This is a genomic window from Anaerotignum sp. (genome assembly GCF_017483025.1).
In the GTDB taxonomy this organism is placed as follows: Bacteria; Bacillota; Clostridia; order Lachnospirales; family Anaerotignaceae; genus Anaerotignum_A.
The window spans coordinates 46779-61751 of sequence record NZ_JAFUMA010000034.1 but is presented as its reverse complement, the minus strand read 5'-3'; the positions used below and the strand labels follow the sequence as shown (position 1 = coordinate 61751).

At 47.2% G+C, this 14973-nt stretch carries 10 protein-coding genes; 9 read left to right on the top strand and 1 reads right to left on the bottom strand.

Going from position 1 to position 14973, the window contains the following annotated elements:
- The 6 genes from IJ369_RS03095 to IJ369_RS03070 all read left to right on the top strand — a co-directional run.
- A partial coding sequence (locus IJ369_RS03095) for a peptidoglycan D,D-transpeptidase FtsI family protein (RefSeq protein ID WP_290715860.1) occupies window positions 1-1282 on the top strand: 1282 nt, incomplete at its 5' end.
- An 11-nt stretch (window positions 1283-1293) separates the two neighbouring features.
- Window positions 1294-2394 carry a patatin-like phospholipase family protein gene (locus tag IJ369_RS03090; protein WP_290715858.1) on the top strand — a complete coding sequence of 367 codons (1101 nt, stop codon included), beginning with the start codon at window positions 1294-1296 and terminating at the stop codon, window positions 2392-2394.
- Window positions 2395-3093: 699 nt separating this feature from the next.
- Window positions 3094-3870, top strand: coding sequence for an acyl-CoA dehydratase activase (locus IJ369_RS03085; RefSeq protein ID WP_290715856.1), 777 nt, complete (start codon window positions 3094-3096; stop codon window positions 3868-3870).
- 18 nt (window positions 3871-3888) lie between these two features.
- Window positions 3889-5154, top strand: coding sequence for a 2-hydroxyacyl-CoA dehydratase subunit D (locus IJ369_RS03080; RefSeq protein WP_290715854.1), 1266 nt, complete (start codon window positions 3889-3891; stop codon window positions 5152-5154).
- Between the two features lie 18 nt (window positions 5155-5172).
- Window positions 5173-6303, top strand: coding sequence for a 2-hydroxyacyl-CoA dehydratase subunit D (locus IJ369_RS03075; protein WP_290715852.1), 1131 nt, complete (start codon window positions 5173-5175; stop codon window positions 6301-6303).
- Window positions 6304-6409: 106 nt separating this feature from the next.
- The gene (locus tag IJ369_RS03070; protein WP_290715849.1) at window positions 6410-7987 is read left to right on the top strand and encodes an acyl CoA:acetate/3-ketoacid CoA transferase; all 1578 of its coding nucleotides are present in this window, start codon (window positions 6410-6412) and stop codon (window positions 7985-7987) included.
- Between the two features lie 48 nt (window positions 7988-8035).
- Here the strand turns inward: IJ369_RS03070 and IJ369_RS03065 are convergent, their stop codons facing one another.
- On the bottom strand, window positions 8036-9487 hold the full coding sequence (locus tag IJ369_RS03065; protein ID WP_290715847.1) for an FAD-dependent oxidoreductase: 1452 nt from the start codon (window positions 9485-9487) through the stop codon (window positions 8036-8038).
- Window positions 9488-9606: 119 nt separating this feature from the next.
- Here IJ369_RS03065 and IJ369_RS03060 point away from each other — a divergent pair, with 119 nt between their 5' ends.
- The 3 genes from IJ369_RS03060 to IJ369_RS03050 are packed head-to-tail and all read left to right on the top strand — an operon-like array spanning window position 9607 to window position 14961.
- Window positions 9607-11622, top strand: coding sequence for a thioredoxin domain-containing protein (locus IJ369_RS03060; protein WP_290715845.1), 2016 nt, complete (start codon window positions 9607-9609; stop codon window positions 11620-11622).
- A gap of 43 nt (window positions 11623-11665) precedes the next feature.
- Window positions 11666-12748 (top strand): 2-oxoacid:acceptor oxidoreductase family protein, encoded by a 1083-nt coding sequence (locus IJ369_RS03055; RefSeq protein WP_290715843.1) that lies wholly within the window; start codon window positions 11666-11668, stop codon window positions 12746-12748.
- Window positions 12748-14961: a thiamine pyrophosphate-dependent enzyme gene (locus tag IJ369_RS03050; RefSeq protein ID WP_290715841.1), complete on the top strand. Its 2214-nt coding sequence runs from the start codon at window positions 12748-12750 to the stop codon at window positions 14959-14961. The genes IJ369_RS03055 and IJ369_RS03050 overlap by 1 nt, the downstream gene beginning before the upstream one ends.
- Window positions 14962-14973 lie beyond the last annotated feature (12 nt).

The following is a 14973-nucleotide window of genomic DNA, read 5'->3' as shown; positions in this document are numbered from 1 at the left end:
CTATAACAGCCGCCTGCGTTATGTAGATGAAACCATCAAACGTGGCGACATTCTGGACAGGGATGGCGAAGTTCTTGCCACCAGTGTTTTGCAGAATGACGGCACATACAGCAGAGAATATCCCCGCGCCCGCATGGCGGCTCACATCACTGGTTACAGCAGTGTGGGCAAGACCGGTGTGGAAGCGGCGGAAAACTTTGAACTGATGCGTCTGCATAATGAATTGTTTCAACGTGTCAGTGGTATTATAAAGAAAACAGAATTGCAGGGTAACAGTGTTGCTCTTACGGTAGATATGGATATTCAAAGCACGGCAGGTAATCTGCTGGGCAGCGCAAAAGGGGCCATCGTTGTCATGGAGCCTTCCACAGGGCGTATCCTTGCTCTGCAGGCATACCCTGATTTCAACCCCAACAGTGTGGAATCCCAGTGGGATACCCTTTCGGAAAGCGAAGAAAGTCCTCTGGTAAACAGAGCCACCCAAGGTCTCTATCCTCCCGGTTCTACCTTTAAAACGATCACGGCTTTGGCGGGGATGGAGCATCTTTCCAACTGGCAGAACTTTACCATTGAATGTACCGGGGAAAGAGAATTCGAGGATAAGGTGATCCATTGCTACAATAATAAAGCTCATGGTACTGTGGATATGAAAGCGGCTCTGGCGGCTTCCTGCAACTGTTATTTTGCGGCTCTGGCGGAGGAGATCGGCGCAGGAAACCTGGCAAAGACCATGCGTCAGGTAGGCATGGAGGAATCCAGTCATTTTGAACTGGAGACCAGCCTGAACAATATTTATTTGGAAAAGGGATCAACGGAAAGCGAACTGGTGGAAACAGCCATTGGCCAGGGCAGAACGGGCGTGACACCTTTGTATATGGCTATGCTGGCATCTGCTATCGCAAATGACGGTATGATGATGCGGCCCTATATTGTGGATCATGTGGTTTATTCTGATGGGACGGAAACAAAACATACCGTGCCTGAAAAATTATTAGATATCTGTTCTGCAGAGGAAGCAGCTATCCTGAGGGATATGATGACGGAAGTTGTTACCAGCGGTACTGGTTCTGCGGCGGCGGTCAGCGGCGTGACCGTGGCTGGTAAGACAGGTACGGCGGAAAATGCCACAGGCTATGATCATAGCTGGTTCATCGGCTTTGCTCCTGCGGAAAATCCGAAAGTGGCAGTAGCTGTTATGATCGAAAATTCCAATTACGGCAGCGCAACGCCTATCGCAGGCAAAATGATTCGCGCAGCGCTGGAGGAATTGGGTGAATATTAAGAGGTGGTCAGATGGAATTAAAATTTGACACATCAAAAACATATGCCATCGCTTTGGAAGGCGGCGGCGCAAAGGGCGCCTATGAAGTAGGCGTCTGGAAAGCTCTCGATGAAGCGGGCGTGAAATTTGACGCCGTGGCGGGAACTTCTGTTGGGGCGCTGAATGGCGCAATGATGGTTATGGGGGAACTGGAACAGGCTATTCATCTTTGGGAAAATATCAGATTTTCTCAGGTATTTGATGCGGATGATGTCCAGATGAAAAATCTTTATGATCGAAAGATCGGTGAACTGGATTTAAAGACGCTTCTGAAGGATTTTGTGGAGATCATCAAGGATGGCGGACTGGATATCGAGCCTTTGCGAAAGCTGCTTGCTGAATATGTAGATGAAGAAAAGATCAAAGCCTCCGGCAAGAAATTTTTTCTGGTGACGTATTCCCTGACGGATAAAAAGGAAATGGATATCGATGCAGATGAACTGGAGGCAGGCAAGCTGAAAGACATGCTTCTGGCCAGTGCCTATGTTCCGGGATTCCAGAGAATGAAACTGGATGGCAAGGATTATGTGGATGGCAGTGTACAGAATATCGTGCCAATCAGCACTCTGCTGGACAGAGGATACAGAGATATCATCGTGATCCGTATTTATGGCCTTGGTTTTGAAAAGCGAACAAAAATACCGGAGGACGCTAATATCATTACCATTGCTGCCAAAGAAAAATTGGGTGGCATCCTGCAGTTCGATGCAGAGCAAAGCAAGAAAGATATGACATTGGGTTATTTCGATGGCATGCGGATGCTTTATGGACTGGCAGGCGAGAAATATTATATCGATCGTCAGTGGGACGAGATGCAGGCGTATCTGGCATTGAAAACACTGCTGGAATTATATTTAAAGGAAGAAACGGTCTCTCTCAGAGAAATGAATGAGAGGCTTTTGCCTAAACTGGCGAAGCGGTTGAAGGCAAAGGATGGAGATTATCATGAGCTTTTGATCCGCTTTTTAGAACAGCTGGCAGAAAAGGCGGAGATCTCTCCTTTCCAAATCCGAACAGAGGCTGAACTGCTGTCGGAGATCGCCAAGGGACAACAGAAAATTAAAAAAATTTAATCAGACAGGGTTTTCTGCTAATTTACATGCGCAGAAGACCCTGTGTTTATTTTGACAGAAAAAATGTGCAGTGGATGAACAGCAGAACAGTAAAAAATGGCGAAAACGCAAGGATCTTGTTGGACAGGAAAAAGCCCACTGCAGGGCATATCCTTTGAGATTTTGCATATAATTTAACAAAATCGCGGGGAAGGACAGGTCTAATAGAAAGCCCTGCGGCGTGATAGGAATAAAAAACGGCCTTTATCAGGATAGACATCCCCTATAAATGAAGTAGGGATGAGGTCTGGGAGGGAGGGGATTTGCCAAAATACAAAAGCAATTTAGATAAAAATGCAATCATTTTTACAAAAAAACAGGTAAAATAGATAGCATGCAAAGTACTTTGTATACAGAATTTCGTTTTTTTGGGAAGAACCACCATTTTTCTGCAAAAATTCCAAAATAAAAATAAATTTTTAACAATTTAGGTTGAAATATAAAATTATTGATGTTATAATCAAGACAAATACAGGAGGACTATGCCAGTCAGACTGTATTTCGGAATGAAAGGAACTTATATTCAAGGATATAGGTTCTTTCTGATGTCATTCATCCGGCAGCCTGCAAAAAAAGAAACACGGGGACAGCAGGCGCGCCAAAACTCTTCATGATTGTTTTATCGCATGGTTAAATATAAAACGGAGGAGGTAAAACAGGATGTATACAATGGGTATTGACGTTGGCTCCGCATCTTCCAAAGTAGTTATTTTGAAAGACGGTAAAGATGTCGTTGCTGCAGAAGTTGTACAGGTTGGTACAGGTTCTTCAGGTCCCAAGAAAGCGATTGAAGCAGCTTTCGAAGCAAGCGGTCTGAAACAGGAAGATATTTCCTTTACAGTCGCTACCGGTTATGGCAGATTCTCTTTGGATGCTGATAAACAGTTCTCCGAAATCAGCTGCCATGCAAAAGGCATTTACTTTTTGGTACCCACTGCACGTACCATCATCGATATCGGCGGTCAGGACGCGAAAGCGATCAGACTGGATAACAAAGGTGTCATCAAGCAGTTTTTTATGAACGATAAATGTGCGGCAGGTACAGGTCGTTTCATCGAGGTTATGGCCAGAGTTCTGGAAACAACACTGGATGAAATGGCTGGACTGGACGAACTCGCTACAGAAACAGCGCCTATCAGCAGTACTTGTACTGTATTCGCTGAATCTGAAGTTATTTCTCAGCTTTCCAAAGGCACAAGCAGAAATAACATCGCTAAAGGGGTTCACATGTCCGTAGCTAGCAGAGCGTGCGGCCTTGCTTACAGAGGCGGTCTGGAAAAAGACGTTGTCTTCACAGGCGGCGTTGCAAAAAATGCAGGCGTAGTCAGAGCGGTCTCTAGCGTATTGAAAACAGATGTAATTGTGGCACCCAATCCACAAACAACAGGCGCTCTCGGTGCGGCACTGTTCGCATACGAAGCGGCAACAAAAAAATAATAAGAAAGAGGGATTAGAATGAGTTTAACACAAGGCATGGCAGCAAAAAAATTGTTAGGCTACTATCAGAACAAAGCCGATCAGGATGCAAGAGACGCTAAAGCAAGAGGCGACCTTGTTTGCTGGTCCGCATCCGTAGCTCCTTCCGAATTCTGCGTAACAATGGGTATCGCTATGATCTACCCCGAAACACACGCAGCTGGTATCGGTGCTAGAAAAGGTGCTATCGACATGCTGGACGTTGCAACAAGAAAAGGTTACAACATCGACTGCTGTTCTTATGGTAGAGTAAACATGGGTTACATGGAATGTCTGAAAGAAGCAGCTATCACAGGTAAAAAACCCGAAGTTCTGGTTAACTCTCCTGCAGCTGACGTTCCCCTGCCCGATCTGGTAATCACATGTAACAACATTTGTAACACACTGCTGAAATGGTACGAAAACCTGGCTGCAGAACTGGATATTCCCTGCATCGTAATCGACGTACCTTTCAACCACACAATGCCTATTCCCGAATATGCAAAAGCATATATCGCTGACCAGTTCAGAAACGCTATTTCTCAGCTGGAAGTAATCTGCGGCAGACCTTTCGACTGGAAAAAATTCAAGGAAGTTAAAGACCAGACACAGCGTTCCGTATACCACTGGAACAGAATCGCTGATATGGCTAAATACAAACCCTCTCCTCTGAATGGTTTCGACCTGTTCAACTACATGGCACTGATCGTAGCTTGCCGTTCCCTGGATTATGCTGAAATCACATTCAAAGCATTCGCAGACGAACTGGAAGCTAATCTGAAAGCTGGCGTTTACGCTTTCAAAGGTGCTGAAAAAACAAGATTCCAGTGGGAAGGTATCGCTGTATGGCCTCACCTGGGTCACACATTCAAAACAACAAAGAACCTGGGCGCTATCATGACAGGTACAGCATACCCCGACCTGTGGAACCTGGAATATGATGCAAACGATGAATCCCTGCACTCCATGGCAGAAGCTTACACAAGAATCTACATCAACACATGCCTGTCCAACAAAGTTGATGTTCTGCTGAAAATCATGGAAAAAGGCCAGATCGATGGTACAATCTACCACCTGAACAGATCTTGTAAGCTGATGTCCTTCCTGAACGTTGAAACAGCTGAAATCATCAAAGGCGTAAACGGCAAACCTTACGTATCCTTCGATGGTGACCAGACAGACCCTAACGTATATTCTCCTGCTCAGTACGAAACACGTGTACAGGCACTGGTAGAAATGATGGAAGCAAACTTGGCAGCAGAATAATTTGAGGAGGAGAAAACGATGAGTAAAGTAGAAGCTATCTTATCCCAACTGAAAGAAGTTGCAGCTAATCCCAAGAAAGCAATGGATGATTATAAAGCTGAAACAGGTAAAGGCGCTGTAGGTATCATGCCTATCTACGCTCCCGAAGAAATGGTACACGCAACAGGTTACCTGCCCATGGGTATCTGGGGTGCACAGGGCAAACAGATCTCTAAAGCACGTACATATCTGCCCGCATTCGCATGCTCTATCATGCAGCAGATCATGGAACTGCAGTGCGAAGGCGCTTACGATGATCTGGCAGCAGTTCTGTTCTCCGTACCTTGTGACACACTGAAATGCCTGTCCCAGAAATGGAAAGGCGCTAACGCTGACAAAGTAATCGTATTCACACATCCTCAGAACAGAGGCCTGGAAGCAGCTAACAAATTCCTGGTAACAGAATACGAACTGGTTAAAAAACAGCTGGAAGCTTACCTGGGCGTTACAATCACAAACGCAGCTCTGGAAAACTCCATCGCTATCTACAACGAAAACAGAGCAGTTATGCGTGAATTCGTTAAAGTAGCAGCTGACTACCCTCAGGTTATCAGCGCTGTTGACCGTCATGCTGTATTCAAAGCAAGACAGTTCATGCTGAAAGAAAAACACACAGCTCTGGTGAAAGAACTGATCGCTGAAATCAAAGCTATGCCCGTTGAACCTTGGGATGGCAAGAAAGTAGTTGTTACAGGTATCCTGCTGGAACCCAACCAGCTGCTTGAAATCTTCGACGAATTCAAACTGGCTATCGTTGATGACGACCTGGCTCAGGAATCCAGACAGATCCGTGTTGACGTTCTGGACGGCGAAGAAGGCCCTCTGTACAGAATGGCAAAAGCATGGCAGCAGATGTATGGTTGCTCCGTTGCAACAGATACAAAGAAAGGCCGCGGCAAAATGCTGATCAACAAAACAATCGCTACAGGCGCTGACGCAGTTATCGTTGCTATGATGAAATTCTGCGATCCCGAAGAATGGGACTACCCTGTAATGTACAGAGAATTCGAAGAAAAAGGTGTTAAGAACCTGATGATCGAAGTTGACCAGGAAGTAACATCCTTCGAACAGGTTAAGACAAGACTGCAGTCCTTCGTAGAAATGCTGTAATTTTTCCTGCCGCATTTACTTTGATGGAAATGTAAATAAACAGGGGTAGGAGACTACCCCTGTGTTCTTGTAATATTACAAAAATTTTTATAGGAGGTCTAACATAATGGCTAGACAGGTAAAAATTATTACTGCTGCTGAAGCTGCTGCGCTGATTAAAAACGGCGATACAATCACAACAAGTGGTTTCGTAGCATCTGCAATTCCCGAAGCTCTGGATAGAGCTGTAGAAGAAAGATTCCTGGCAACAGGTGAACCTAGAGATCTGTTCTATGTATACTGCGGTTCTCAGGGTAACAAAGACGGCCGTGGTGCAGAACACTTCGCACACGAAGGTCTGCTGAAGAGATACATGGCTGGTCACTGGGCAACAGTTCCCGCTCTGCAGAAACTGGCTCTGGAAAATAAAATCGAAGCTTACAACGTTTCTCAGGGTGCTCTGTGCCACCTGTTCAGAGAAATCGCTGGTCATAGACCTGGTGTCCTGACAAAAGTTGGTCTGGGTACATTCATCGATCCCAGAAACGGCGGCGGTAAAGTAAACGAAAAAACAACAGAAGACTACGTTGAACTGGTAAACTTCAAAGGCCAGGACTATCTGTTCTACCCTGCATTCCCCATCAACGTTGCTATGATCAGAGGTACATACGCTGACGAAGCTGGTAACATCTCCTTCGAAAAAGAAGTTTCTCCTCTGGAAGGTACATCCGTATGCCAGGCTGTTAAAAACAGCGGCGGTATCGTTATCGTTCAGGTAGAAAAAGTTGTTAAAGCTGGTACACTGGATCCTCGTCTGGTTAAAGTTCCCGGTATCTATGTTGACTACGTTGTAGTTGCTGATTCCAAAGATCATCAGCAGTCTCTGGATTGTGAATACGATCCTGCTCTGTCCGGCGAAATGAGAAACCCTGACGTTGCTCCCGCTCCCCTGCCTCTGGACGCTAAGAAGATCATCGGTCGTCGTGGCGCTCTGGAACTGGAAAAAGACGTTGCAGTTAACCTGGGCGTAGGTGCTCCTGAATACGTTGCTTCCGTAGCTAACGAAGAAGGCATCGGCGACTTCATGACACTGACAGTAGAAGGCGGCGCTGTTGGCGGCGTACCCGCTGGCGGTATCAGATTCGGTGCTGCTTACAACGCAGACGCACTGCTGGATCAGGGCTACCAGTTCGACTTCTATGATGGCGGCGGTCTGGATCTGTGCTATCTGGGTCTGGCTGAATGTGACCCTCACGGCTCCATCAACGTTTCCAGATTCGGTCCCAGAATCGCTGGTTGCGGTGGTTTCATCAACATCACACAGTGCACACCTAAAGTATTCTTCTGCGGTACATTTACAGCAGGCGGTCTGAAAGTTAAAGTAGAAGACGGCAAAGTTGTAATCGCTCAGGAAGGTAGACAGAAAAAATTCGTTAAATCTGTAGAACAGGTTACATTCAATGGTGACATTGCTAACGCAAACGGTCAGCAGGTAATGTACATGACAGAAAGATGCGTATTCGTTCTGAAAGAAGACGGTCTGCACCTGACAGAAATCGCTCCTGGTATCGATCTGCAGACACAGATCTTGGATCAGATGGAATTCGAACCTATCATCGATAGAGATGAAAACGGCGAAATCAAACTGATGCCCGCTGCTCTGTTCGAAGAAGGCCTGATGGGTCTGAAAGAAATGAAGGCTTGATTTTTAATCGAATCATCTGAATTTCATACATAAAAAATGGCTCCTGCCTTATGGCAGGGGCCTTTCTTTTTCTATTGTAATATCCTCCTGAGCAGGATTGGTGATGCATTTTCCGCGAAAATCGAATCGGGAACCATGGCAGGGGCAGTCCCAGCTTTTTTCATCAGGGTTCCATTCCAGCTGGCAGCCCAGATGGGGACAGCGGATTTCAACCAAATGCAGAGTACCATCTTCCTCTTTATATACGCCAATTTTATCCCCATCTAGGTCGACTATACCACCATGACCCAAAGGCAATTCCTTTGCGGTGGCTTCTGGTAATTGAAATAGCCGTTTTGCGAAAGTTTTGACGGCTTGCCTGCCTTCGCAGGCGATCCCGCTGGCGGCTTCGGCAGAAAAACGTCGGGGATCGAAAACTGCGGCATAAGGATTTTCTTTTCCGCAGATCATATCTCGAATCAGCATGGCGGAAACCATGGAAGTGGTCATGCCCCATTTCTGGAAGCCTGTTGACACGTACCAATAGGGTTTCCCGCTGGCATATTGTCCAATATAGGGAATGCCATCTGCAGGAATACAATCCTGAGCAGACCAATGGGCAGCTTCTAAGGATTGGGGAAATAATTCTTTTGCCTTTTGTCGTAGAGCATTGTATTTCCCGCCTTGGCGATTATCGCCCGTGCGGTGCCCTTCGCCGCCGAAAAGGAGATATTTGTCATAGGTGCGGAAGGAATAAGAGGTTTCCCCATCACCGATGAACATGCCTTGTTCCATAGGGGCATTTTCCAGCGCCAGCACATAGGAACGTTCCTGATGCATGCGGGCGAAATACAGTCCGGGGAAATTCACGAAGGGGTAGTGGGTCGCAAAGACGATGTGTTCCGCTGTTACGGTTGCCTTTGGCGTGTGTAAAATATGCTCGTCCACTGTTCGGACGGGCGTTTTTTCGTATATTTCCAGTTGTTCTGCCAGATGCTTGATGAATTTCAAAGGATGAAATTGGGCCTGCCCATCGAAACGCAGAGCGCAGGTTCGTTGAAAGGGCAGAGTTGCATGGCTGACAAAAGAAGCGGAAATCCCGAGGGATGCGGCGGCTTTGGCTTCTTCCATCAGTTTTTCTTTATCTGTAGAATAAACATAGGCTTGAGTTTCTTCGAAATTACAGTGAATCTGTTCTTCCTGAATGATACGTCGATATTCCTCAATGGCAGTTTCGTTTGCCATGGCGTATTGGCGGGCTTTTTCTTCCTCCTGAGAAGAAATCAGATTTGCGTAAATCAAATCATGTTGAGAAGTGATTTTGGCCGTAGTATTTTTCGTCTGCCCGCTGGCAATGCGGTCTGCTTCTAGAATGATGACTTGTTTGCCTGCCTTCTGCAGTTGCCAGGCGATGAGGATGCCTGCCATACCTGCGCCAATGACAGCCACCTCTGTTTTCATATCTTTCTGAAGCTGTTCCCGTCTGGGGATGCTGCAGGTTTTTGTCCAAATGGATTCCATAAATGCCTCCTGATGTGTTTTTTCTTAACATATCAGGATTTTTTTGTTTTTTGCGTGGAAAATGCAGGAATGAAAAATCTATTTTGAAGAAAACTAGGGGAAATGAAAGGAGGACGCATATGAATCGCTTGCAATATGAAAAATCACCATATCTGCTGCAGCATAAAAATAATCCTGTGGATTGGTTTGCGTGGAAAGGGGAAGCCTTTGAGAAGGCAAAACAGGAGGATAAGCCTGTATTTTTGAGCATCGGCTATTCCACCTGCCATTGGTGCCATGTGATGGAAGGGGAATCCTTCGAGGATAAGGAAGTGGCGGAAATTCTGAATCGTGGCTTCGTTGCCGTTAAAGTGGACAGAGAGGAACGGCCTGATGTGGATTCCGTTTATATGGGCGTTTGCCAGATGATGACGGGCAGCGGCGGCTGGCCTTTGACGATCCTGATGACGCCGGAACAAAAGCCTTTTTTCGCAGGGACGTATTTTCCCAAATGGAGCAAATATGGCATGCCGGGGCTGATGGAATTGTTGGCACAGGTAGAAAACCTATGGAAAACTGACCGAAAGAAGTTGCTGGAAACAGGAGAGAAAATTGCAGATATTCTACAAAAGGAATCGATAGCCATACTGACTGCTCCTAGGCCTGAATTACTAAAACAAGGAGCAGCAGAATTGCTGCAGCGCTTCGATCGGGAATGGGGTGGCTTTGGGGTGGCACCAAAATTTCCAACACCCCATAATCTGCTGTTTCTGCTGCGTTATGGCAGAGAGGAGGGGAATGAAATCGCCCTTTCTGCCGTGGAAAAGACGTTGGATTGCATGGCTTTGGGCGGGATGTTCGACCATATCGGCGGGGGATTTTCCCGCTATTCCACAGATGAAAAATGGCTGGTGCCCCATTTTGAAAAGATGCTCTATGATAATGCTTTGCTAGTATTAGCCTATCTGGAAGGATATCGGCAGACAGGGCGGAATTTTTATCGTATCGTTGCAGAAAAAACACTGGATTATGTTCTGTTGGAATTGACCGATAGGGAAGGTGGTTTTTATTGCGGGCAGGATGCGGACAGCGAAGGCGTGGAAGGGAAATACTATGTTTTCACACCGAAAGAGCTGCGTTCTGTTTTGGGAGAGGATACGGTGGAATTTTGCCGCTATTTCCACATTACGGAAGAGGGAAACTTTGATGGGAAAAGCATCCCCAATCGCTTGCGGGAAACTCCAGAAGAGGAACGAAATGAAAAGATAGAGCAGCTCTGCCGAAAAGTCTGCGATTATCGGAAACAGCGGACAATTTTGCATAAAGACGATAAGATTCTGACCTCCTGGAACGGGCTGATGATGGCGGCTTTCGCTAAGGCAGGTTTTCTTTTGGGGAATGGAGCCTATACGGCCGCTGCAAAAAGAGCGGCGGCCTTTATCGAAGAACGGTTGACGGATGCACAGGGGCGGCTTTATCTGCGCTATCGGGATGGGGATACGGCCCACTTGGGGCAGTTGGATGATTACGCTTTTTATGCCTTTGGTCTGCTGGAATTGTATGAAGCCACCTTCGATTTGAACTATCTGGAACGAGCGGCAGAGCTGGCAGAAATGATGCTGGAATGGTTTACCGATGAAAAGGGCGGGTTATATCTCTATGCAAAGGATGCGGAGCAGCTTATCCAGCGTCCCAAAGAGACTTACGATGGGGCTTTGCCTTCCGGCAATTCTGTGGCGGGGTATGTTTTTGTAAAACTGGCGGCGCTGACAGGGGAACCAAAATGGATAGATGCAAGAGATAATCAGCTTTCCTTTTTGGCAGGAGCCATGGAAGGGATGCCTTCGGGCCATTGTTTTGTCCTTTTTGCCATGGGTGAGGTGTTCTATCCTGCCATGGAATTGATTTGTGTTTCCGCAGAAGAGCAGCCTTCAGCAGCATTTTTGGCGTTTCTTGGGGAAAGACAGGAAATGGGGTTGTCGGTTCTGTTCAAAAACAATGAAAATCAGGGACAATTAGCCCAAATAGCCCCTCTTACGGCAGATTATCCCATTCCAGACGCAGGTGAGGTTTATTACCTTTGCCGCGGACAGCATTGCTTTGCGCCCCAGAGAAACCTTGCGGAACTGAATCGACTGATGGAAGAGAATGCATAGCCTTTCCAATTTTGCCCATACTAGAGGAAAAGGAGGGAATGGGATGAAATTACCTGTGACAAATGAAAATGGGTATTTTGAGATTCGCCTGGAAAGCATCGGCGGTTTGGGGGCGAATCTTTGCGGCAAAATGCTGGGGGAATTGGGGGCGGTGACTCTGGGTCTGAATGCTGCCAGTTTTTCCAGCTATGGTTCAGAGAAGCGGGGGTCTCCCGTGAAAGCATATATCCGCTGGGCGGAGGAGAATAGGGAAATCGGCATCAACAGCCCTGTAGAAAACCCTCATATTTTGGGTTTGTTCCATGAAGCCCTGGCGGGAAAACTGCCTGTGACAGCAGGTGTGACGGAAAAAACGAAAATCGTTATCAATACGGATGCATCTCCTGACGAAATGCGGAAACGACTGCAGCTTTGCGGAGGGGAGGTTTTCTGTATCGATGCTTTGAATATTGCCATGGAAGCGAAAACACGCATTAATATGGTCATGCTGGGGGCCATTGCTAAGGCCAGCGGTTTTGTTCCCTTGGAAGCAGCAGAAGCCATTGCCAAAGAGACCATCGGGAAAAAATATCCCGCTTTGCTGGAGGCCAATCTGGAAGGTGTGCGCAGAGGATACAACGAGACAAAGTCCGCTTTTTTCAAAGAGGATGGCACCTACGAAAAAATTTCTTATCGGGAAGCAAAAAGTGATTGGGGTTACGAAAATGCGCCTATCGGCGGAGTGAATCCTATTTTCGGCAGCACAGTTTCCAACGATCTCTCTTCCTCCAGAGAAGGCTATATCCCTCTGTTTTTGCAGGAAAAATGCATTAACTGTGGCCTTTGTGATACCGCCTGCCCGGATATGGTTTTCCGATTTGAAAAGGGGGAATATAAAGGCAAACCCGCCATGGTGAATATGGGTCTGGATTATCACCATTGCAAGGGTTGCTTGCGATGTGTGGAGGTCTGCCCCACAAATGCCTTGGTCATGGGCGTGGAACGGGAGCATCCGAAACCGAAATGGTTTGTGCGGAACAAAGATTTGATCGTGGACAAAATGGAATTTGAGGATGCAGGGGCGAATTCCTGGGTAACAAGCGAGTCCTATTTAACGGAAAAACGAATTGACGGAGGTGTGGTCTGATGGAACAGCAACGGGTCTTATTTGAAAGCGGCAACGAAGTGGCTGCCTATGCGGCGAAGCAGATCAACTACCACGTCATGGGCTATTACCCCATCACGCCCTCTACACAGATCGCCGAATTTCTCGATCAGATGAAGGCTGACGGGGAACACGAAATTTGCATGATCCCTGCCGAAGGGGAACATAGCGCGGCGGGTATCTGTTATGGTGCATCCACTGGCGGCGGGCGGGTATTCAATGCCACCAGCGCCAATGGGCTGTTGTATGCCTTGGAACAGTTGCCTGTCCAGTCGGGGACGCGGTTCCCCATGGTAATGAATGTGGCTTGCCGTACGGTTTCCGGGCCATTATGCATCAAAGGTGACCACAGCGATATTATGTATTGTCTGAATACAGGTTGGATCATTCTTTTCGCCAATACACCTCAGGCGGTCTATGACATGAATATTTGCGCCTTAAAAATTGCGGAACAGGTCAAACTGCCCGTTATCGTGGCCTTCGATGGCTTTTTTACCAGCCACCAGAAGCGTCGCTGCATGGTTTTCGAAAACGATAAAACGGTACAGGATTTCATTGGGAAACATGATGCGGAATATTCTGCTTTGGATTTGCAAAATCCCGTTTCTATCGGCTCTTATATGAATGAGCCTGACGTGCTGAATAATAAGTTTCAGCTGCATCAGGCCATGGAAGAGGCAAAAGGAACGATGACAACTGTTTTCGATGCTTATGCTCAGCTGTCAGGGCGGCAGTACGCCGCCGCAGAGGGATACCGCACGGAAGATGCGGAGGTGGTATTGCATTTGCTAGGCTCTGCATACCATACGGCGAAGGTAGTGGTGGATAAATTAAGAGAGAAAGGCAAAAAGGTGGGCGTTTTCACCACGAATATCCTCCGACCTTACCCTGCGGAGGAATTATACGAACTATGCAAAAATGTAAAAACTATCCTTGTTGGCGACAGACAGGACAGCTATGGCGCCAAGGGCGGCAATCTTTCCATGGAACTGAAAGCCATGCTGCAGGAAAAAGGCTCCATGGCAAAGGTTTTGACTCGTATCTATGGTCTGGGCGGCAAGGATTTTTATGAGAAGGATGCAGAAGAGATGCTCTTGGCGTGCTACGATGCAGAAGTGGAACGCTTCGACTATCTGGGGAAATACCCCGGGGAGACGGTAGAATCGGCGCAATATTTCGCACCCCTTGCGGAAAAAGAAACAAACCTTGGCCTGATGAAATGTATTGAGCAAAACGGAAAACTGCAGGTAGAGGGCGGTAGGCTGAATGAGACGACGGAAATGCCCAAGCGTATCGCTCCCGGGCACGGTGCCTGCCCCGGCTGTGGTATCCCTGTGAATCTGAATCTGTTGCTGCGGGGCATTGAGGGGAACGTTGTTTTGTTGTTCCAGACGGGCTGCGGCATGGTCGTTACCACGGGGTATCCCAAAACGGCATTTAAAGTGCCTTATGTCCACAATCTTTTTCAGAACGGTGCGGCAACTCTGACGGGCCTGGCGGAAATGTTTCGGGAACGGCAGAGAAGAGGCGAGTATCCTGATGGGGAGATTACTTTTATCATGGTCAGCGGGGACGGCGGCATGGATATCGGCATGGGTTCTGCTCTGGGAACAGCTATCCGCAATAACCGTCTGATTTTGTTCGAATATGATAACGGCGGCTATATGAATACTGGCTATCAGCTTTCCTATTCCACGCCTATGGGAGCGAAAAGTGCTACTTCCCACGTGGGGCAAGCCCAATACGGCAAGACCTTCTTCAATAAGGATATGCCCCAGATCATGGCGGCGACGGGCATCCCTTATGTAGCGACTGTGGCAGAATCCAATCCCATTGATTTTATCAAAAAGGCGGCAAAAGCCCAGCATTATGCCAATTATCACGGTATGGCATATATCAAAGCCATTTCTGCCTGCCCCCTGAACTGGGGCGATAAGCCCAATCTGGAGCGAAAGGTCATCGGCGCAGCAGTGGATAGCTGCTATTTTCCTCTGTATGAAGTGGAGCAGGGCATCACCGCCATCAGTTATGACCCTGGGCAGAAAAAAATTCCTGTGACAGACTGGCTCAGGATGATGGGACGGACGAAGCATCTGATAAACGAAAAATATAAGGATATTACCGATGAAATACAAAAGGAAATCGAGAGAAGATGGGAAATTCTGAAAGAGAAAGCAGGAAATCCTCTGCTTTAAAATAAAAAAAGG